We start from the raw sequence: 21,299 nt of genomic DNA, 5'->3' as shown, positions 1-21,299 counted from the left end.
CTAACGCCGGTTTAATGAGCTAACGCCCTCTGAATTTTCCGAGGGCGTATTTTTCTCCATACTCTGCGAAAACATCGGTCCCAGAATTAAACGCTGGCAATACTCTCACGCAAAATCCGCAGCACCGTCTCTTCACCGCTGCGATTCGGGTTAATGCGAATCGCGCAATGTTCGAGTTGTGGATTCGCCTGACGAAACGTTCCTGAAAGTCGATAGAAGAGCGGCGGGATTTCATATTTCGACTCTGCACCCACCGGGTAAGGCAAGGCACCGCGCTTTTGCGCCTCTTCCAGTACTCTGGCGGCAATCGGCTGATGAAATTCCACAATCAACACTTTCGACTGCGCATTGGCAATAACGGCGCTTTTAACTTCCGCCACCGCGCCACCGTTAAGTAAATCCAGCAACCGTTCAGATACCCCCGCCTGCACCGCGTGCATCACTGGCGCAAACACCAAACCACGCAAGACTTCCAGCGCCTGAGCACCCTGAATCTGACTGCCGCCGGAGTAGAGCGTGGCGCGAATACGGTTAATAACATCAGCATCGCCTACCACCGCGCCAACACCTTCTGGCCCAAATAGCTTGAAGCAGGAAAATGTCGAGACATTCGCCCCGCATTCACAGCCAATGCGCGCCACCTTCATCACCGCATAGTTGTCATCGGTTAAGGCTGGAACACCTGCTGCGCGCAGCGTTGCCAGCACATCTGCCAGTACATAGCTGTCCTGCGGCTGCTGGCGCGTATGCTGCACCAGCGCGGCATCTGGTTGTTGCTCTTCAATGGCCTGTTTAAGCGCCGACAGGTTGTTGAAATCAGCTGTAATAAGCGTCAGCCCCATATGCTCAATAATGACCTGAGTCGTCGGGTAAACAGGCGCGTCATGCACCAGAAGACGCTGCCCCGATTTGAGCAAAGCTGCCAGCCCGACGCGAATTGCTCCAGTACCCGCGCCCTGCACCAGCGCCGCCGCTGGCGCATGAAACGCATCAGCCAGCACCTGCTCCACACGCTGAGTAATGCGCGGTTGATTCAGCCCTGGCGTTAAGCCTAAATCCCCGCGTGTAAGAAACTCGCTGCCGGGAAAATGGCGGCAAATCGTATCCACCAACGCAAACTGCTTTTGCTGCGCTTCAATAAGCGTCAGGCTTTGCAAAGGAAACGTCTTCATAGGTGCCTTCCTTAAGCCGGAACGAACAGACCAAGCCAGTAAAGAACATTCAGCAGGATGCCGGTGATCATTACGGCTACGACCGGTGCCGCCATTTTCTGTACCGGACGGCCCAGAGATTCGTTGAGGAAGTAAATGGCAACCGCGATAGAGAATCCGGTATAGCCCGCCATCTTAATTGCTGCGAAAATCGAACCGACCAGCAGAGCCACTTCCATCAGCATATTCATGGCGTTACGGATGTTATCCGACGCATTACGCACCGACGGGTAGCGCCCCAGCCATTTGCCGATCGAACGAAGCAGCAAGACTTCCGCCGAAATAACCACTGCGCCTAATACCGCTGCAACCATCGGATTCGGCGAGAGATAGCCCACCGCATAAACAAAGGTAAAGCCCGCAACTGCATACACACCAGTGGCTAACGCGGTGGTGGCAATCAACGGTACAAAACCCAGCCCGCGCATAAATTCCGCCAGAGCTGCCTGGTTGATTAGTGTTTGCGATTGTTCCGGCGTTACGCCTGCGGAGTACGCTTTCTCCAGTGTGAAGATCGACACTTCACTACCGGCGAAAATCTTCATGCAGGCAACGGCGGCAATCAATGCTCCCACGATGGCGATATACGGTAAGTTTTTGATAATCCGTGATGTACGCTCTTCAAACACCGACATACCGCTGGCATCGATATCATTTTCATCACGATGACGCAGGTCATGAGTTATTGCGATCCCTAGCAGCATCACCATGCCAATAAAGATTTCGATGGATTCAGGGTTAAGATGTGGGAAATAGCGCACTACCACCACACGAGTCATCAGAACCACCACGGCGGCGATCAGACTTTGCTTCCAGCCAAACTGGTAGAAAATCGCCACCAACGGGAACAGTGCAAAAGCTGAAACCACCGGCGAGCTTAATTCCCCCAGGCTACCTAATACATCCACCGGTAGCGCGGTCAGCAGCTGGTTTACTGGCAACAGACAGGTGAGGATCAATATTCCCCAGATAGCACCAAGACCAAACGCCATCAGGCTGTTTATCGCCAGGACACCGAGGATATCGGTAGGAAGAAAGAGTAACCATGCGTTGAGCAACCCGGTTTTCAGGGTAAAAGAGATCCCCACCGAGGCCACAAAACCAATGCTCAGACCAAAAGCGATACTCCCCGCCTCACGACGGTTCATATAGCCTTCAATCAGTTGCGGCAGGATCGGGCGGATACCGTCATGAAAAACGGCTGCCGAGCGATGCGCCAGAAGCGATGTCATACCCGTCAGGCACGCCACCACGATAATCTGAATATACAGATCCATAGTCGTGCCTTTTATTTCAGATGGTTAATCAGCATCGGAATCGCGTGTTCGACATGCTCAACGGAAAGCCCAAACGCCACTTTCCCTTCGGCGATCATTTTGGCGATATGCTCGTCTTTCGCTTTAATGCCCGGCTTGGCAATGGTGCAACTTTTGTTATAGCCAATCACCGCGATGGCAATCGACAATGCCGCGCCCGCACCGGTATTACACGCGCCGATGTAGTAATCCAGTTGCCCGGATTTCACCTTCATCGCCGCTTCCATGTCGTTATGAATGAAAACTTCAAAACAGCCAGGAGCCGTCGCTTCAATGGTTTTTTTAATTTGCTCACGCTGTAAGCCTGCAACGCCAATCTTTTTCATGAGTCTGTCCTTATTGGAAAAATTGAGAGGGATTTTCACGTAACATCACATCCACATCGGCCTGACTGAATCCTGACTGGCGCAATTGCGGAATAAAGGTGGTTAATAAATAGTCATAGCCATAACCACCGTTGGCTTTTAAATGGGAGCGGCGCGTAATATCCATCGACAGCATGACGCGGTTCAGCAAACCACGGTCACGTAGCGCGTGGAGCATCGCAATGCGCTTTTCGTCCGGGTAGTAACTGTTCTTGCCGATGGTGTCGAACTGCACATACGCGCCGAGATCGATCATCTTCAAAATGTTGTCGAGGTTGTCTTTCAGATCGCAGTGACCAACGGTGACGCGCGAAAGATCAACTCCGTGGGCTTGCAACAGAGCCAATTGCTCCAGCCCCATCGTGCTGAACGACGTATGCGTGGAGATCGGGCGTCCGGTCTGGTTATGTGCCAGCGCGGCGGCAATAAAAACTTTCTCTTCCAGCGGCGTAATCTTTCCTTCGCTGGAGCCGATCTCCGCGATGATCCCGGCTTTCAGCTCCGTGCCATCGATACCCTGTTCAATTTCATCGACCATCTCCTGCGCCAGTTCCTGCACGCTGCGGGTCGCCACATGTTGCGGGAAAAACACGTCCTGGTAATAACCGGTGCAGGCCACCACGTTGATCCCCGTCTCGTGCATTACATCGAGCATAAATTGTGCATTGCGCCCCATGTAACGGTTGGTCATCTCAATCACATTACGCACACCCAGTGCCATCAGGTCGTTCATCTCCTGGCAAATGAACGCATACTGATCAAGGCGGCAGTCCACGTTGTTTTTAAAGCCGGAGAGATCAATATGCAGATGCTCATGGGCGAGGGTGAAGCCCGTCGGATCAAAACTCATAGGGTGTCTCCTGCAAACCGGAGAGAGGAAAGAAAAGAGCGACCATTTTGTGGCGGTGGCGCACGGAAAAATTCACACACGGTAGCCCCCACATCAGAAAGCGTGGTGCGCACACCGAGTTGCGTGTGGACCAGCCCTTGCTGATAAACCAGCACTGGCACTACTTCACGGGTATGGTGGCTGTGACCAATGGTCGGATCGTTACCGTGATCCGCCATCACGACCAGGCAATCATCTGGCTGCATCGCCTCAACAAGCCGGACAAGGTTACGGTCAACGACCTGCAAACGTTCAGCATAACGTGCGACGTCTTCTGCGTGACCAGCGAGGTCGGTTTCCTGGATATTGGTGCAAATAAACGCCGTCGGATGCGTGTTAAATTCGTCGAGGGTGATATCCATAATCCGCTGGCTATCCACCAGGTTTTGCCAGCTCACGCCATAAGGATTGCTGACGATATCTGCCACCTTACCCACCAGCACCGTGGGCACGCCCACTTGATGCAGTTGGTGCGGCACCTGCACTTTTTCATCGACGCCGTAGCCCATATGTACGACCTGGAAGCCATTGTCATAAGCGCCAGAACGCGGCGCATTTATGCCAATAAAGCGCCCTTCTTTACTTTCAGCCGCATCGAGAATGCGCTGGCTGTCGGTTAACAGACCACCAAATGTAATGACCCGACCGACCGGTACCTGCTCACGCACGATACGACCAATTTTGATTGCGTCGTCAAAAGAGATCGCAGAGAGATTGGCGGTGATGTTATAGACCTGGCCTAAATCCGCCTCGAGGTTATCGCCAATGGCAACCGACTGATTAACCCACAGAAATTGCAACTCTTCGCCACGGCGCTCAACCCGCCAGCCAGCGGTGACTAATGCCTGTTCAACACGGTCAATCACATCGCGAAAGGGCATCCGCAGCGGCGGTAACGGGCGCGTGCCTAAAATTTCCTGATGCCCCATAAAGGTGTCGCCACCTTCATGTTGCAACTCTGCCACGCCCCAGGTTGCGGAGTCTGACGGCTGCATATCGCCTGGCGCATAACCTAATGCGTTGATTAGCCCCATTTTCTCCAGCGTTGGTAGCTGCAAATGCGGCAACTGGCTCAGGATGTGACCACAGGTATTCGCCCCGGCATCCTGCGGACGCACCAACGTGACATCTTTCATTGCCCCTACGCCAAAGCTATCAATCACTAACACCACAAATCGCGCCATTACGCCTCCAGAGAGCTTCCAAGACTGTCATAACGACCAACGATTTCCGGTTCGCCACGGTGAATACCGGACACCAGCACCACATCGCTACGGGTGACAAAAATCTGCGTGCGAAAACAGAGCACCACTGCACTGCTCACCGGATACTCGCCTGCCAGCGGCAGGGTGTAGTCGATACTGCTGTCATCCACAGTTTTGATATTGGTTTCAGTAATCTTTTGATTTTCTGGCGTAAACACCAGCGCATGTTGCGCGTGACCACGACGGTAATAACCGCCGCCGTAGCAGTAGCTGTCGCCACGGAAGTGATGGGAAATTTCGCTCAGCCAAAGCATGGCGATACGTTCAGGTTGGTCGCCCTGCTGGTTTGCCGGAATCGTCCCCGTCAGCGCATGGCCGGGTTCGGCATGAGTCACACCGTATTCCGCCAGTAATGGCAGCGAAGTGCAGCTGGTCGCTGAAGGCGCGTTTAATTGCTCAAGTACAACTCCAGACTTCAGAAGTTGGTTACGAGCATTGACCAGCGTCTGGAGGTTCGGTGTTGGCAAAACTTTCCCGGCAGCCTCATCCCATAGCAGGCAAGGGAAATGGGTTAATCCGGCTAAATGTAACCCCGGTAGTTTCTGGATTTCAGCAACCACCTCATGCAGCGAATGCTGTGCAAAACCGCTCTCCTGCCCCGGATAAAGAAAATCATCGTCGCTATAAACTTTGAGCAGCACAGGCTGGACCCGCCCGGCCGTCACCGCTGCCGCAGAAACTTCCCGCGCTTTGTCGAGTGTAAACACGGTGATGACGTCGGTGCCCTGTTCAACGGCGTCAGCAACCTGATGACAAGGGATTTGTACCAGATGCCCCTGATGCGCCACCGGTAAACCTGCGCGGCGCATGATTCGTGCCTCTTTGTAATCCACCGCCACAATGCCGCTGTAGCCCAGCGCCAGCAGTTTTTCTGCCAGCCACGGATTACGACCGAACTGTTTGGTCATCAGATACAGTTCAATACCGTAAAGCCGCGCCGTCTCAATCAGCCGCTTACCGTTTTCCAGTATCTGATCCACGTCGATCACCCAGCTGTCCGGGGCGATCTTGCCCTTTTGCCACAAGCTTAGTGCGGCGGAAATTAGCGCCGGGTTCTGGCGTTTCAATGCTTCTACAAACATCTTGTTGCCTCGTTTCTGTTCCTTGAATTAAATATTCATTTTTTTGAATATTTAGGTTGTGCGACGTGGATTTGTCGGGAGCTTCAAACCTCTTCGTTAGCAGCCATCCATAATCCATAAAGGTTGGCCAGCAAATAGCCTTCTTCACACGGGTTAACTTCCAGTGTAAATTCCTTCAACAACACCTGATGCAATTGCACAACGGCTTGCCAGTGGCTGGATTGCGCCAGTTCTGCCAGCAATTCGGCGTCCAGCGGCTCTATTTCTTCACCACGGCGACTGCGCATCAGTGCGCTCGTCATATGTGTCATCGCCATCATTCCTTGCTCGCTGCGCACCGGTAGATGACACTCTGTTTCCAGTACGTTGACGACCTGCATCATGCCTTTGCAGATGTCCTTATCAATAACGCCTGCATCGCAAAGCAGGTTGAGTCTGGTTTCCATTTCAGATGCCTTTCGTTTAATAACTGGGTTCCTGTTCCCCACTGACCACTCGTTGTTGATGGGCAAGCAGGGCCTGTTTATCAACAACTGCACGCAGCAATTGTTGCATCGGGTAATCATCGACTCGCGTCAAAACCACGGCTTCGGTGGCCTGTAAAAATCGCGGATCGTCTGTGAGCGGCGTCGCTTCTAATCCCAGCATGGTCAGTTCGTTTTCTGCCACCACGTTCCAGATAACAGCATCAACATCGCCTTTAACAATGCGTTGTAAACTCTCGTGATAAGAGAGATCGACTCGTTCCACATCACTATCGCCAAAAAAGACATCGGTCATAATTTTCTGATCCGCCGAACGGTTATCCAGCCCCACGCGCTTCACGTTTGCGGACTCGCCTTTACGGCAAATCAACTGGTGCTCGCCAACGTAGGTATGCGGCCCCAACTCCAGCGCGAGGCATAAGCCTTTTTGCGTGAGATAACTTTCCGCCGCCAGTCGGGAAACCACCGCCATGTCATACACGCCGTTAAGTAAACACTCCACGCGAATATCCGCGCCGCGCATATGCGCATAGTAAAAAGGAATGCCATCAAATTGGGCTTTCAATCCGCTCGCCAGGCCTTCGTACAAACGGGTATAGGGCAAGGGCATCGCACATACCACATTGTTGATATCCACATGAGTCAGCAGCGCTTTGTTATCCATTTCCACCAGATAACTGCCATTGCGCCCACGGCGTTCTATCCGTATCGCACCGCCAGATTCCAGTGTTTTCAATGCGGCCTGTGTCAGACCAACCGATGAATGGCATTCAGTTGCCAGTTCATCTATGGTTTTCAGTCGATTACCGCACTTTTCACCTAACAGATAACGAGCCAGAGTCGTGATGACGACGCCTTCTTTTTTGATAAACGTTCGACGCATAGTAAATTTTCAATAAAGTGAATATTTATATCTTCATTAAATTGAAGATAAGTGGCAACTATGAGATATGGAAATGGCGAGGCGCTTCACATTTTTTCGGATTATTGCAAAAAGAGGATAAAAAACCGGGTTCCCCCGGTTTTTGGCATTAATGTGAAATTACGGCTTCGCCACAAATCCAATCGCTTCGTACACCGCTTTTAGCGTACGGGAAGCGTGCGCGCTGGCTTTTTCCGCGCCATCTTTCATCACCTGTTGCAGGAAGGCTTCATCGTTGCGGAAACGGTGATAACGTTCCTGCAATTCAGTCAGCATACCGGAAACGGCATCAGCCACTTCGCCTTTCAGATGACCATACATCTTGCCTTCGAACTGTTTTTCCAGTTCCGGGATGCTCTGGCCCGTTACCGCAGAAAGGATATCCAGCAGGTTGGAAACGCCCGCTTTGTTCTGCACATCGTAGCGAACTACCGGCGGCTCGTCGGAGTCAGTGACCGCACGTTTGATTTTCTTCACTACCGATTTCGGATCTTCCAGCAGGCCGATAACGTTATTGCGGTTATCGTCAGACTTGGACATCTTTTTGGTCGGCTCCAGCAGCGACATTACGCGCGCGCCAGATTTCGGAATAAACGGCTCCGGTACTTTAAAAATATCGCCATACAGCGCGTTGAAACGCTGGGCGATATCGCGGCTCAGTTCCAGGTGCTGTTTCTGGTCTTCACCCACCGGCACCAGGTTGGTTTGATACAGTAGGATATCCGCCGCCATCAGCACCGGATAGTCAAACAGACCCGCGTTGATATTCTCAGCATAACGCGCAGATTTATCTTTAAACTGCGTCATGCGGCTCAGTTCGCCGAAGTAGGTATAGCAGTTCAGTGCCCAGCCTAACTGCGCATGTTCCGGCACGTGGGACTGAACAAAAATGGTGCTTTTCTCAGGATCGATACCACAAGCCAGATACAAGGCCAGCGTATCCAGCGTCGCTTTACGCAGCTTCTGTGCATCCTGGCGCACGGTGATCGCGTGTTGGTCAACAATACAGTAAATGCAATGGTAGTCATCCTGCATGTTTACCCACTGACGCAGCGCACCCATGTAGTTACCAATGGTCAATTCACCTGAGGGCTGTGCGCCACTAAAAACGATGGGCTTAGTCATTTTTCGATTCCTGATTTTCGCTATGCGGAAGCCCTAATGCGGGCAGAAGGTCATTTATAGACTGATAAATTACATCAGGCTGGCTGAGATCGATAGCCTCGCCGTAGTTATATCCGTAGGTTAAGCCAACTGATGGGCAACCTGCCGCTTTTGCCGCCTGAATATCATTGCGTGAGTCGCCAACAAACAGCATCTGTTGTGGGGCAATTCCCATCCGCTCAGCCACCAGTAACAGCGGGTCCGGATGCGGTTTTTTGTTTTGCACATCATCACCACCAATCACCACGCTGAAGTATTTGGCGATATCTAAGGCTTCGAGCAGCGGCGCGACGAACGGCGTCGGTTTGTTGGTAACCAAGCCTAGCGGCAGGCCTTTAGCCTGCAATGCGCCCAGCGTATCGGCAACGTGCGGGAATAAAAACGTCCCCTCTTCGGCAACCTCGCCATAGTAGCGATCGAATAGTTTACGCAGAATACGTACTTGTTCTTCTGCCGGAATGTCGTCATCAACGGGCGGTTTACCCATTGTTTTACGCAGAGTCGCACGTTCCTGACGCGCCCAGGTCAATGCGCGCTCCATCAGAACATCTGCGCCATTACCAATCCAGGTAATAACACGCTCTTCACCTGCGACGGGCAACTCCAGCGCATACAGCGCCATATCTACCGCAGCAGCAAGACCAGGAGCACTGTCCACCAGCGTACCGTCGAGATCAAAAGCGACGCCGCGAATATCTTCAAACTTATTCATGACTTACCTTTGCCAGTTCACTGCGCATTTCATCAATGACTTTTTTGTAGTCTGGCTGGTCGAAGATTGCCGAACCGGCGACGAACATATCCGCGCCCGCCGCAGCGATTTCGCCAATGTTGTTCACCTTCACGCCACCGTCCACTTCCAGTCGAATGTCAAAGCCAGACTCGTCGATACGACGACGTACTTCGCGCAGTTTATCCAGTGTTTGCGGAATGAAAGACTGACCGCCGAAACCTGGGTTGACGGACATCAGCAGGATCACATCCAACTTATCCATCACGTAATCCAGATAGCTCAGCGGTGTCGCCGGATTAAATACCAGACCCGCTTTACAGCCATTTTCTTTAATCAGTTGCAGCGTGCGGTCAACATGCTCGGAGGCTTCTGGATGAAAGGTAATGATGCTGGCACCAGCGGCAGCGAAATCAGGCACAATGCGATCGACCGGTTTCACCATCAGGTGTACGTCGATAGGGGCGGTAATGCCGTAGTTACGCAAGGATTTCAGCACCATTGGCCCAATCGTCAGATTGGGAACATAGTGGTTATCCATGACGTCAAAATGCACGACATCAGCGCCAGCTGCCAGGGCTTTTGCGGTATCTTCACCCAGGCGGGCAAAATCAGCCGACAGAATTGAGGGGGCAATCAAATACTGTTTCATCCGCTTCTCCTTGAGAATTATTTTTTCGCGGGTGAAACGACTCCTGGTTTGTACAAAGCCAGCAGTTCGTCCACCTTTTTACGTGTGCCGCCGTTGCTGCTTATACTGCGTCGAACTTTGACGACATGCAATTTTGCGCGCTGATACCACTCACGCGTTAACATCGTATCGTGATTGGAGATCAGCACTGGAATATGGCGCTCAACCAGACCTTCGGCGATCTCCGCCAGATGCGCTTGTTGTTCAAGCGTAAAACTGTTTGTGTGATACGCCGTAAAGTTGGCGGTCGCAGACAGCGGCGCATAAGGCGGATCGCAATAGACGACGGATGCATCATCTGCGCGCGCCATGCTATCGGCGTAAGACTCACAATAGAAAAAGGCATTCTGCGCTTTTTCAGCGAAGTGATACAACTCTGCTTCCGGGAAATAGGGTTTTTTGTAGCGGCCAAACGGCACGTTAAACTCACCGCGCAGATTGTAACGACACAGGCCGTTGTAACCGTAGCGGTTCAAATATAAAAACAGTACCGCCCGACGGAACGGATCCTGGCTTTTGTTGAACTCTTCGCGGAACTGATAGTAAACCTCGGCGCAATTTGTTTCGGGAACAAACAGCTCGCGTGCGGCCTGTACGTACTCATCAGTACGCATCTTCACAATGTTATAGAGACTGATCAGGTCGCTATTGATATCGGCAAGGATATAACGAGAAAAGTCGGTGTTGAGAAACACCGACCCGGCACCTACAAAAGGCTCAACCAGACATTCGCCCTTGGGCAAATGCCGTTTAATATCATCAAGCAGGGGATACTTGCCCCCTGCCCACTTCAAAAAAGCGCGATTTTTCTTCATGCTGACTAACTAATTACACCTTCTCCGGCTGTGGAGAAAGCTCCGACAGCATCCAGCGCTTCAGGCAACTCCCGCGATGATAAACCATTGCGGGAGATAACCTTGATTACTTCAGATCGGCCTGTACCTGACGCAGCGGTTTCGCCCACGGGTTTTTGGCCTGGACATCTGCTGGCAATGTAGATACCGCTTTTTTCGCCTCTTCTTTCGAAGCGTACACGCCAGAAACCAGGACATACCACGGCTGACCATTACGCGTCGTTTCATAGACAACGTAGTTTTTCAGATTCTCTTTCTTCGCCCAACCGTTCAGGTTGTCGTAGTTAGAGGAACTGCTCAGCTGCAGAGTGTAATGGCTGGACGGTGCCGATTTCAACGAACCAACATTACCTGCGGTCTTCCCTCCAGCGGCTGTTGTTGCCGTGGTTTGCGCCGGGGATGCCGTCTGTACTGGAGCCGTAGTTGCGTTCTCTTTTGGTGCTGGCGTAGAGGTCGCAGCCGGTGCCTTCGTGCTCGCCACAGGAGCAGCTGGTTCAGTACGCTTCGGCGTCTGTGCTACCGGCTTCGGTTCCGTTTTCACGGTTGCTTGCGGTTTTTTCGGTTCAATCACCACCTGCTGGCGAGCTGGACGCGTAGTGGCCGGACGTTCAGCGGTTTGCGTTTTCGCCGTGTCACGCGATGCATTGCCATTGCGAACAGGCGCGACCGTCGCGGGTTCTGTCGGCAACGTGGAATTGACCGCCACATTATTCAACTGTTGCTGATTTTGTGGCTGGGTCAGCGCATTGTTCAGGTCACCCTGCACTTCAACACGTTGTTGACCATCCGTTGCCGCCGGGGTTTGCCCTTGAGTCGGCGTAGAAGAGATCGGCGGCAGAGAAACATCCTGCTGAGTATTTTCCGCAGACGTGGTTCCCGGCGCTGGCTGCACGCCATTCGCCTGATCGGTCGCATTGCCAGCAAGATCAATACTCTTCTCGCCAGACGCGGTTTGATCGCTGGAAGAGGTCGAGGGGGCTTTTAGCGCAGAACCGATACCGATGATCAACAGCAGGAGAACCAGAATGCCGACGCCCATCATCATATACTGACGAGAAGCGGGTTTACTGGCTGCTTTTTTGCGCTTACGCGGACGACGCTCTACGCGCTCTTCATCCACGGTTTCATCTTCGGATTCGTCAATTTCTTCTTCGATTTCCGGTTCCTCATTGCGCTCTTTTTGCGCACGAGTCGGACGGCGATCGTCAGTGTCATCAAGTTCAATATCATCAAAATTGATCTGCGGTTCGCCACGTTCAGTACGCTCAGAACGTTCAGAAGATTGACGAGAACGACCAGTACGACGATCGCTGGGATCGGGTTTCAGCTCGTCTTCTGGTTTGAATTCATCCATTTAACACCCCACTAAAAGGTTAATGCTTACCACGTTGCAATTAACCTGAAGCTAATAGACCGCTTGATAAGCGGCCTGACCTTTCTTGTTGTTACGCTGATTGACAATCGGCAATGGCGTTAAGAACAAGCTCGTGCGAAACGCCGCTGCGAACTTCACTCTTACCAATTGCCAACGGAAGAATTAAGCGCATCTCTCCCGCAAGGACTTTCTTGTCACGCAGCATATGCGGTAAATACGCCTGCGCGGACATTTCGCGCGGCCCATTGACCGGTAACCCAGCCCGCGTGAGCAGGGTTATAATACGCTGCGTTTCGGCAGAACTAAACTGCCCGAGACGTTCCGACGTCCGCGCCGCCATCACCATACCCGCAGCAACCGCTTCACCGTGTAACCAATTGCCATACCCCATTTCAGCTTCAATGGCATGACCAAAGGTGTGTCCCAGATTCAGTAAAGCACGTAACCCGGTTTCGCGCTCGTCGGCGGCGACAACTTCTGCCTTCAGTTCACAACAACGGCGAATACAGTACGCCATTGCCGGACCGTCCAGACGCAACAACGCATCCAGATTCTCTTCCAGCCAGTTAAAAAACGCACCGTCAAGAATAATGCCGTATTTGATGACTTCTGCCAGCCCCGACGCTAACTCACGCGGGGGAAGCGTTTTCAGACAGTCGAGATCCACCACCACTGAAGCAGGCTGGTAGAACGCGCCAATCATGTTTTTACCGAGGGGATGGTTGACCGCGGTTTTGCCGCCAACGGAGGAATCGACCTGCGACAGTAACGTCGTCGGGACTTGAATGAAACGTACACCACGCTGATAACTCGCCGCCGCGAAGCCGGTCAGATCGCCCACTACGCCGCCGCCAAGCGCCACCAGCGTAGTATCGCGACCATGCGGCTTTTGTAACAACGCCGTAAAGACGGTATCGAGTACAGCCAGGCTTTTATACTGCTCGCCGTCAGGGAGGATAACGCTATCGACGTTAACACCCGCCTGTTCAAGTACGCCGCGGACCTTATCGAGATACAGAGGAGCCAGGGTTTCGTTGGTAACCAACATGACCTGCTCGCCCGATTTCAGCGGTAAGAATGAAGCTGGTTCATTAAACAAACCAGATGCGATGGTAATTGGGTAACTACGTTCCCCGAGAGTAACGACAATCCTCTCCATAACGCGACATCCACCTTAATTACTGTACCCGCAGACGAGTGTATATAAAGCCAGAATTAGTTGCTTTCCAGCATGTGAATAATCTGGTTTGCGACCACTTTAGCGCTTTGATCATCAGTACGAATGGTCACGTCGGCAATCTCTTCATACAGCGGATTGCGTTCATTGGCCAACGCTTCCAGAACTTCACGCGGCGGTGTTTCAACGTGCAGCAACGGGCGTTTTTTATCACGCTGCGTGCGTGCAAGTTGCTTTTCGATGGTCGTTTCAAGATAAACGACAACGCCACGAGCGGAAAGACGGTTACGCGTTTCGCGGGATTTCACAGAGCCGCCGCCAGTAGCCAGCACAATACCCTGTTTCTCGGTCAACTCATTGATGACCTTTTCTTCGCGATCGCGGAAGCCTTCTTCGCCTTCTAAATCGAAAACCCAGCCCACATCAGCTCCGGTTCGTTTCTCAATCTCTTGATCGGAATCGTAAAATTCCATATTGAGTTGTTGAGCTAACTGGCGCCCAATAGTGCTTTTTCCGGCACCCATAGGCCCAACCAGAAAGATATTGCGTTTCTCTGCCATTTTTTCGGTACTACTAAGACTATTCGTTAATGATAAACCCGCTTCGCTCAGAGAGCGCCGCAGGACATGAACTGAAACCTCATAAGATATTGCGAGAGTCAGACTGAAAATTATCTCAATACTCCAGCGGGTTTGGCAACTGAATAAATCACCCATCCCTCTGCATATCTGGTCGCTGCAAGCGCGCTGCCTTGCTACCACCGCTCTGGCGATAAATCACCGGGTAAGATTAGCGTAAAAAAGACAGCAAAATGCCGCCTGAATGATAAATCATCATCATGGAACGCAGGCAGCGAAGAGCACCAACTCTCAAATCGGTACTCCTTGTATGCTAAATACCTGCGCGCGTCAAATAGATGAAACACGTTCAGCGTAAAAACATTACCGCTTTTACGGCTGTTTACTCACTGGAAACCAGTCGTGGCGTGATAAACACCACTAACTCGCGTCGTTCATCTTCTTTTCCGTCATGACGAAATAATTGCCCGAACCAGGGAATGTCGCCAAGCAACGGTACGCTATCCTGACCCGATTTATTTTTACGGGTAAAAATGCCACCCAGCGCCAACGTTTCTCCGCTTTTGACCTCGACCTGCGTTTCGATCTCCTGCTTATCAATCGCCAGCACTTCGCCATCGGCCTGCTGTAGCACCTGCCCCGGAACGTTCTGGCTGATGTGTAATTTCAGCCGGATGCGACCTTTTTGTAACACCGTGGGCGTAACTTCCATCCCCAGGACGGCCTCTTTAAATTCCACCGACGTCGCGCCACTTTCCCCGCTGGAAACCTGATATGGAATTTCGCTCCCCTGTTTAATGCTGGCAGGCTGAAGATGTGAGGCCAGCAGACGCGGACTGGCGATAATATCCAGCTGCTGTTTTTGTTCGAGCGCGGAAAGCTCAAGATCCAGTAAACGTCCGTTGATGCGTCCAATGTTAAAACCGACATGCGTTGTCGCCGTCGCTACGGAGAGGTCGCTGCCAAGCGTGGTGACTTGCCCAACGCCACCAGCTTGTTGCGCATCAGCCAACGTCCATTTCACGCCTAACTCACGCAAACTTTTTTCATTAATGGTGACAATATGCGCCGACAGCTCAACCTGCCCGACCGGCAGATCCATTTGCGCTACCCACTGTTCAAGCGCGCTTAACGCCGCTTTGTTATCTCGCAGCAAAAGGCGATTGGTGCGTTTATCGACGGTCATACTCCCTTTGGCACTCAGTAGCTTCTCCCCCGCTTTCGCCAGTTCTCCCGCGTCGGCGTATTGCAGGGTTATACTGCGATTTTCCAGCGGCAGATTTGCCTGCGCCCGCGCCTGCTCCGCCTCCTGACGGGCGATATTGTCATTCTGCCAGGCAACGGAATGCACCGAGAGAATGTTGCCCTCCTGACGCGTTATCAGTCCGGCGCTTTTCACTACAGTTTGTAGTGCTTGCTTCCAGGGAACATCTGTTAGATGTAACGACACCGTACCGCTGACGTCTGGCGACACCACCAGGTTCAACTTCTCCTGTTCAGCCAGCGCCTGCAACACCTGAGCTACCGGAACGTCATCCACCATCAGCGTCACTTTTTGCGGCTTTGCCGCCTGTACGCCGGGTATCAGCATCAACAGTAGTGCGGCTATCCATTGCTTCATTTGTATCTCCTTGCCGTTGCCACAACCATTGTGGCGGTTCGCAGTTTGTCCCGGTTCCCAGCGTTAGTGCGTCTGGCGTTAGCTGTAAGATCGTCCAGCCGTTTTCCAGTACATCGTTTTGCTGCACCCGTCGCCATTTTTTTTGCCCATCTTTTATTACACCGATGATGCGCTCGCCTCGCCCTACCATCCCCTGATAGCGCCACTGGCTAAGTTCGCTAATCCGGCATAGATCTTCCGGCGGTTTAAAAGGGTCACGCATACCGGTTAAAAGGCACAATGCAATACCTGCCAACAACCAGCGTTTAACCCTCATTCGGCGTCTCCAGTTGTAGCGTGAACAAAAGGTCATCACCTTCCACGCTTAACGAAAAACGGCTCACGCTTACGTTGCGCTCTGCCAGCCGTGTAAATGCCGACGGCACTGCTTCCCACAGCGTTTTCAACGCCAACTCACCTCCCTGCGCGGATGGATGCCAGTAAACCAGTTGCGCGCCGGATAACTGAAAATCCAGTGGCGAAAAGGGCTGCGTTTTTTCCTCGCTGAAGGGAGTGGTGTTTACCAGGCGATACAGTGCGGCCCACTGCTGGTAATGACTTGCCCGTAGTCGAATTAATGCGTCGCTCTCTTCCTGGTGTGTCGATGACAGAAAAATGAGCGTAACTAACATCATCAACCAGAATGCCCAGCAAAGCTGGCGGAGGCGGGGTGATGTGGCGAACCACCAGTCAAAGAGCATGTCCATCGCTAACCTTCCTTGTTAACTGATACTCAAATTGCCAGCGTCCCTGCGCATCCTGCTGCGTGGCCCCCCGCTGATTGAGATGAAAAGAAGCATCCTGGCGGAGTGACGTTTCCAGCGCGTTTAACGCGGTAATGCTTGTTGTTAGCCCCTTGATCTCCAGCGTTCCCTGCTGCCAGCTTATCGTTGTCAGCCAGGCGTGTTCGGGTAAAAGCGCCGCCAGTGCTTCCAGCACAGATTGCCAGTCACGGGTAAATTGTCGCTGGCGCTGCCTTTGCAAACGCTGCTCACGAATTTGTTGGCGCTCCAGCAAACGTGGTTTCGTTATTTGTAAGCTGTGGGCGAGTTGTTGTTCCGCCTGAAGCAAAACGGCATCTACGCGAGCTTCGGCGTTGCTTGTCAGACGCAATATTAGCGTTATCCCGACGGTCAGCAGCAGAGGCGCAACGAACATCAGCAACCAGAAACGAAGAAAAGCGGTCCGGCGTTGCTGTCGCCAGGGCAAAAAATTAATTGGCGGGTTCATCAGTACGCCTTCCCTAGCGCCAGCCCCAGCGCGATGGCAAAGTCTCCACCTGGCGGCGGTAGCGGCGGCTGACGAACAGAAACCGCCTCCCACGGGTCAAATCCGCCTTCGCCACATAGCGCGACGCTTTCGGGATCAACGGATAACGCTGCCGCCAGCTCCTTCGCGCTAGTCATCCCCACCGCCAGTTTGCGCCCCCAGCTATAGCGCGTCGCCCACAGCCACTGTTCGTTATCACGCCAGGCCAGACATTGCTGATGAGAAGGTAAAAAAGGCAGGAATCGCTGTAATGCACTGGCATCCGGGGTGATCGCACTAACATGAACACGCAACCTTTCTGCCAAAGTAAGCAGCGTTGCCAGCTCTTTGCTTTGCGCGGCAGTCACGTTATAGGCGGGACTGAGTGAGTCTTCGCTGTAATCGAAGCGCAGGGAGTCCGGATCCATATCCAGCTCGCGGGCCATCGTCCCGGACAGCCAGGCCGTTTGCTCCCGCTCACCAAGGGACATCGACGGGCGCGGAAATGACCGCTGTAATGTGCGACTGGCGGGAAACGCCAACATAATGTGATGACGCTGCGGCAGTTCGCGACTCCACGGTAACAACGTTTTAGCCAGCCGCTGTGCATCGACAATCCGCCCATCTTTGATTATGTCGTTCTCCAGCGGCAACCGCCACCAGCGTTGCAAAAAGCATTCTTTTGCGCCCCGCACGATCGCAACCGCTACCGCTTCTTGCTGTTGTAAATGCAAACCAATTTGCCAGATCTTAAATGCCATCGTGATGATCTCCTTATCACCCGTCACTCTGACGGGTATATCAATGCGTCTGGCTTGCCTTTATACTACCGCGCGTTTGTTTATAAACTGCCCAAATGAAACTAAATGGGAAATTTCCAGTGAAGTTCGTAAAGTATTTTTTGATCCTTGCAGTCTGTTGCATTCTGCTGGGAGCAGGCTCGATTTATGGCCTATACCGCTACATCGAGCCACAACTGCCGGATGTGGCGACATTAAAAGATGTTCGCCTGCAAATTCCGATGCAGATTTACAGCGCCGATGGCGAGCTGATTGCTCAATACGGTGAGAAACGTCGTATTCCGGTTACGTTGGATCAAATCCCGCCGGAGATGGTGAAAGCCTTTATCGCGACGGAAGACAGCCGCTTCTACGAGCATCACGGCGTTGACCCGGTGGGGATCTTCCGTGCGGCAAGTGTGGCGCTGTTCTCCGGCCACGCGTCACAAGGGGCGAGTACCATTACCCAGCAGCTGGCGAGAAACTTCTTCCTCAGTCCAGAACGCACGCTGATGCGTAAGATTAAGGAGGTCTTCCTCGCGATTCGCATTGAACAGTTGCTGACGAAAGACGAGATCCTCGAGCTTTATCTGAACAAGATTTACCTCGGTTACCGCGCCTATGGTGTCGGTGCTGCGGCACAAGTCTATTTCGGTAAAACGGTCGACCAACTGACGCTGAACGAAATGGCGGTGATAGCCGGGCTGCCGAAAGCGCCTTCCACCTTTAATCCGCTCTACTCAATGGATCGTGCCGTCGCGCGGCGTAACGTCGTACTGTCGCGGATGCTGGATGAAGGGTATATCACCCAACAACAGTTCGATCAGACACGCACTGAGGCGATTAACGCTAACTATCACGCGCCGGAGATTGCTTTCTCTGCGCCGTACCTGAGCGAAATGGTGCGCCAGGAGATGTATAACCGTTATGGCGAAAGTGCCTATGAAGACGGTTATCGCATTTACACCACCATCACCCGCAAAGTACAGCAGGCCGCACAGCAGGCAGTACGTAATAACGTGCTGGACTACGACATGCGCCACGGCTATCGCGGCCCGGCAAATGTGCTGTGGAAAGTGGGCGAATCGGCGTGGGATAACAACAAGATTACCGATACGCTGAAGGCGCTGCCGACCTATGGTCCGCTGCTGCCTGCCGCAGTCACCAGCGCCAATCCTCAGGAAGCGACGGCGATGCTGGCGGACGGGTCGACCGTCGCATTGAGTATGGAAGGCGTTCGCTGGGCGCGTCCTTACCGTTCGGATACTCAGCAGGGACCGACGCCGCGTAAAGTGACCGATGTTCTGCAAACGGGTCAGCAAATCTGGGTTCGTCAGGTTGGCGATGCATGGTGGCTGGCACAAGTGCCGGAAGTGAACTCGGCGCTGGTGTCGATCAATCCGCAAAACGGTGCCGTTATGGCGCTGGTCGGTGGCTTTGATTTCAATCAGAGCAAGTTTAACCGCGCCACCCAGGCACTGCGTCAGGTAGGTTCCAACATCAAACCGTTCCTCTACACCGCGGCGATGGATAAAGGTCTGACGCTGGCAAGTATGTTGAACGATGTGCCAATTTCCCGCTGGGATGCAGGTGCCGGTTCTGACTGGCAGCCGAAGAACTCACCACCGCAGTATGCCGGTCCAATTCGCTTACGTCAGGGACTGGGCCAGTCGAAAAACGTGGTGATGGTACGCGCAATGCGGGCGATGGGCGTCGACTACGCTGCAGAATATCTGCAACGCTTCGGCTTCCCGGCGCAAAACATTGTCCACACCGAATCGCTGGCGCTGGGTTCAGCTTCCTTCACCCCAATGCAGGTGGCGCGCGGCTACGCGGTCATGGCGAACGGCGGCTTCCTGGTGGACCCGTGGTTTATCAGCAAAATTGAAAACGATCAGGGCGGCGTGATTTTCGAAGCGAAACCGAAAGTAGCCTGCCCGGAATGCGATATTCCGGTGATTTACGGTGATACGCAGAAATCGAGCGTGCTGGAAAATAACGATGTTGAAGATGTCGCTATCTCCCGCGAGCAGCAGAATGTTTCTGTACCAATGCCGCAGCTGGAGCAGGCGAATCAGGCGTTAGTCGCGAAGACTGGCGCGCAGGAGTACGCACCGCACGTCATCAACACTCCGCTGGCATTCCTGATTAAGAGTGCTTTGAACACCAATATCTTTGGTGAGCCAGGCTGGCAGGGTACCGGCTGGCGTGCAGGTCGTGATTTGCAGCGTCGCGATATCGGCGGGAAAACCGGTACCACTAACAGTTCGAAAGATGCGTGGTTTTCGGGTTACGGTCCGGGCGTTGTGACCTCGGTCTGGATTGGCTTTGATGATCACCGTCGTAATCTCGGTCATACAACGGCTTCCGGAGCGATTAAAGATCAGATCTCAGGTTACGAAGGCGGTGCCAAGAGTGCCCAGCCTGCATGGGACGCTTATATGAAAGCCGTTCTTGAAGGCGTGCCGGAACAGCCGCTGACGCCGCCGCCGGGTATTGTGACGGTGAATATCGATCGCAGCACCGGGCAGTTAGCTAATGGTGGCAACAGCCGCGAAGAGTATTTCATCGAAGGTACACAGCCGACACAACAGGCGGTGCACGAGGTGGGAACGACCATTATCGATAATGGCGAGGCACAGGAATTGTTCTGATTAAAAAGGCGCTTCGGCGCCTTTTTCTGTTTGCTGACAAAGTGTCACTTTATTTATACCGGATACGGCGTGAACACGTTATCCGTCTGGCAACATCGAGAAAAATCAATATATTGCAGGAGCCGCGCGGGCCTGATAAGCATTGTGCATCAGGCAAAGTTCACGCATTTACACTCGCCCCTGCTCCTTCAACCACTCGCGCACGAGGAACAGTGCGCTGACATTACGCGCTTCGTTGAAGTCAGGGTCTTCCAGCAAATCCATCATATGCGCTAGCGGCCAGCGCACCTGTGGTAGCGGCTCTGGCTCATCGCCTTCCAGCGATTCCGGGTAGAGATCTTGCGCTACCACGATATTCATTTTGCTGGAAAAGTAAGACGGCGCCATGCTGAGCTTCTTCAAAAAAGTCAGATCGTTCGCACCAAATCCCACTTCTTCTTTTAGCTCGCGGTTAGCGGCTTCGTAGACGCTTTCACCCGGATCAATTAATCCTTTCGAAAAACCTAATTCGTAGGATTCCGTTCCCACTGCGTATTCGCGGATCAGGATCAGGTGATCGTCCACAATCGGCACAATCATCACCGCTTCCCGGTTGGTTGGACGCATTCGTTCATAAACACGCCGCACGCCATTGCTGAACTCCAGATCCACGCTTTCGACGGTAAACAGTCGTGAACGGGCTACAGTTTCAACATTCAGAATGGTGGGTTTTTGTAATGATTTGCTCATCGTGGGATCTATGCTGTGAAATCAGCGGTTATTGTGCGATATCGGACACGCTTTCGGCAATGTGAATTGCATGTTATTTACATTTATGTAACTTATTAAATAATCATCCTCAAATCAAATTAAAA

The 21,299-nt window shown here is 52.8% G+C and carries 22 protein-coding genes; 1 reads left to right on the top strand and 21 read right to left on the bottom strand.

All coding sequences use genetic code 11. The features are described from left to right. Nucleotides 1-86: 86 nt before the first annotated feature. The 20 genes from HEN33_RS04540 to hofM form a co-directional block, all read right to left on the bottom strand. On the bottom strand, nucleotides 87-1,172 hold the full coding sequence (locus HEN33_RS04540) for an aminotransferase class I/II-fold pyridoxal phosphate-dependent enzyme (RefSeq protein ID WP_176262938.1): 1,086 nt from the start codon (nucleotides 1,170-1,172) through the stop codon (nucleotides 87-89). Nucleotides 1,173-1,183: 11 nt separating this feature from the next. Next, a complete protein-coding gene (locus HEN33_RS04535; RefSeq protein ID WP_176262939.1) occupies nucleotides 1,184-2,488 on the bottom strand; it encodes a YhfT family protein in 1,305 nt (434 codons plus the stop codon). 11 nt (nucleotides 2,489-2,499) lie between these two features. After that, nucleotides 2,500-2,853: a DUF2620 domain-containing protein gene (locus HEN33_RS04530; protein ID WP_000719728.1), complete on the bottom strand. Its 354-nt coding sequence runs from the start codon at nucleotides 2,851-2,853 to the stop codon at nucleotides 2,500-2,502. A gap of 10 nt (nucleotides 2,854-2,863) precedes the next feature. Then, nucleotides 2,864-3,742 carry a phosphotriesterase-related protein gene (locus HEN33_RS04525; protein ID WP_176262940.1) on the bottom strand — a complete coding sequence of 293 codons (879 nt, stop codon included), beginning with the start codon at nucleotides 3,740-3,742 and terminating at the stop codon, nucleotides 2,864-2,866. Further along, entirely contained in the window at nucleotides 3,739-4,965 is a 1,227-nt protein-coding gene (locus HEN33_RS04520) for a phosphopentomutase (protein ID WP_176262941.1), read from the bottom strand. Before HEN33_RS04520 ends, HEN33_RS04525 begins: the two co-directional genes overlap by 4 nt. Further along, the gene (locus HEN33_RS04515) at nucleotides 4,965-6,128 is read right to left on the bottom strand and encodes a YhfX family PLP-dependent enzyme (protein ID WP_176262942.1); all 1,164 of its coding nucleotides are present in this window, start codon (nucleotides 6,126-6,128) and stop codon (nucleotides 4,965-4,967) included. The genes HEN33_RS04520 and HEN33_RS04515 overlap by 1 nt, the downstream gene beginning before the upstream one ends. Nucleotides 6,129-6,211: 83 nt before the next feature. Beyond that, nucleotides 6,212-6,574 (bottom strand): PRD domain-containing protein, encoded by a 363-nt coding sequence (locus tag HEN33_RS04510; RefSeq protein WP_115739289.1) that lies wholly within the window; start codon nucleotides 6,572-6,574, stop codon nucleotides 6,212-6,214. A gap of 16 nt (nucleotides 6,575-6,590) precedes the next feature. Continuing rightward, nucleotides 6,591-7,496, bottom strand: a complete 906-nt coding sequence (gene yhfZ, locus HEN33_RS04505) for a GntR family transcriptional regulator YhfZ (protein WP_176262943.1) — start codon at nucleotides 7,494-7,496, stop codon at nucleotides 6,591-6,593. A 159-nt stretch (nucleotides 7,497-7,655) separates the two neighbouring features. After that, nucleotides 7,656-8,660, bottom strand: coding sequence for a tryptophan--tRNA ligase (gene trpS / locus HEN33_RS04500; RefSeq protein ID WP_000165543.1), 1,005 nt, complete (start codon nucleotides 8,658-8,660; stop codon nucleotides 7,656-7,658). Further along, nucleotides 8,653-9,411: a phosphoglycolate phosphatase gene (gph, locus tag HEN33_RS04495; protein WP_001031720.1), complete on the bottom strand. Its 759-nt coding sequence runs from the start codon at nucleotides 9,409-9,411 to the stop codon at nucleotides 8,653-8,655. Before gph ends, trpS begins: the two co-directional genes overlap by 8 nt. Next, the gene (gene rpe, locus HEN33_RS04490) at nucleotides 9,404-10,081 is read right to left on the bottom strand and encodes a ribulose-phosphate 3-epimerase (RefSeq protein ID WP_000816280.1); all 678 of its coding nucleotides are present in this window, start codon (nucleotides 10,079-10,081) and stop codon (nucleotides 9,404-9,406) included. The genes gph and rpe overlap by 8 nt, the downstream gene beginning before the upstream one ends. Nucleotides 10,082-10,098: 17 nt before the next feature. After that, entirely contained in the window at nucleotides 10,099-10,935 is an 837-nt protein-coding gene (dam, locus tag HEN33_RS04485; protein ID WP_000742143.1) for an adenine-specific DNA-methyltransferase, read from the bottom strand. Nucleotides 10,936-11,041: 106 nt separating this feature from the next. Continuing rightward, nucleotides 11,042-12,328 carry a cell division protein DamX gene (gene damX / locus HEN33_RS04480; RefSeq protein WP_176262944.1) on the bottom strand — a complete coding sequence of 429 codons (1,287 nt, stop codon included), beginning with the start codon at nucleotides 12,326-12,328 and terminating at the stop codon, nucleotides 11,042-11,044. Between the two features lie 91 nt (nucleotides 12,329-12,419). Then, nucleotides 12,420-13,508 (bottom strand): 3-dehydroquinate synthase, encoded by a 1,089-nt coding sequence (gene aroB, locus HEN33_RS04475; protein WP_000439850.1) that lies wholly within the window; start codon nucleotides 13,506-13,508, stop codon nucleotides 12,420-12,422. A 56-nt stretch (nucleotides 13,509-13,564) separates the two neighbouring features. Continuing rightward, nucleotides 13,565-14,086: a shikimate kinase AroK gene (aroK, locus tag HEN33_RS04470; RefSeq protein WP_000818618.1), complete on the bottom strand. Its 522-nt coding sequence runs from the start codon at nucleotides 14,084-14,086 to the stop codon at nucleotides 13,565-13,567. A 400-nt stretch (nucleotides 14,087-14,486) separates the two neighbouring features. Next, entirely contained in the window at nucleotides 14,487-15,725 is a 1,239-nt protein-coding gene (gene hofQ / locus HEN33_RS04465) for a DNA uptake porin HofQ (RefSeq protein WP_000815999.1), read from the bottom strand. Continuing rightward, entirely contained in the window at nucleotides 15,637-16,041 is a 405-nt protein-coding gene (gene hofP, locus HEN33_RS04460; RefSeq protein WP_001264139.1) for a DNA utilization protein HofP, read from the bottom strand. The genes hofQ and hofP overlap by 89 nt, the downstream gene beginning before the upstream one ends. Beyond that, nucleotides 16,031-16,471, bottom strand: coding sequence for a DNA utilization protein HofO (gene hofO, locus HEN33_RS04455; RefSeq protein WP_176262945.1), 441 nt, complete (start codon nucleotides 16,469-16,471; stop codon nucleotides 16,031-16,033). Before hofO ends, hofP begins: the two co-directional genes overlap by 11 nt. Continuing rightward, nucleotides 16,455-16,994, bottom strand: a complete 540-nt coding sequence (locus HEN33_RS04450) for a PilN domain-containing protein (RefSeq protein WP_176262946.1) — start codon at nucleotides 16,992-16,994, stop codon at nucleotides 16,455-16,457. The genes hofO and HEN33_RS04450 overlap by 17 nt, the downstream gene beginning before the upstream one ends. Further along, entirely contained in the window at nucleotides 16,994-17,773 is a 780-nt protein-coding gene (hofM, locus tag HEN33_RS04445) for a DNA utilization protein HofM (protein WP_001353630.1), read from the bottom strand. Before hofM ends, HEN33_RS04450 begins: the two co-directional genes overlap by 1 nt. Nucleotides 17,774-17,892: 119 nt before the next feature. Between hofM and mrcA the strand changes: the two genes are divergently transcribed. Further along, entirely contained in the window at nucleotides 17,893-20,445 is a 2,553-nt protein-coding gene (gene mrcA, locus HEN33_RS04440) for a peptidoglycan glycosyltransferase/peptidoglycan DD-transpeptidase MrcA (RefSeq protein ID WP_176262947.1), read from the top strand. 168 nt (nucleotides 20,446-20,613) lie between these two features. Here the strand turns inward: mrcA and nudE are convergent, their stop codons facing one another. Further along, on the bottom strand, nucleotides 20,614-21,174 hold the full coding sequence (gene nudE / locus HEN33_RS04435; RefSeq protein WP_000045742.1) for an ADP compounds hydrolase NudE: 561 nt from the start codon (nucleotides 21,172-21,174) through the stop codon (nucleotides 20,614-20,616). Between the last annotated feature and the right edge of the window lie 125 nt (nucleotides 21,175-21,299).

This window comes from Escherichia sp. 94.0001 (assembly GCF_013369155.2).
GTDB classification, from domain to species: domain Bacteria; phylum Pseudomonadota; class Gammaproteobacteria; order Enterobacterales; family Enterobacteriaceae; genus Escherichia; species Escherichia coli_F.
The sequence above is the reverse complement of the archived record's forward strand: the minus strand, read 5'-3'. Positions and strand labels throughout refer to the sequence as shown.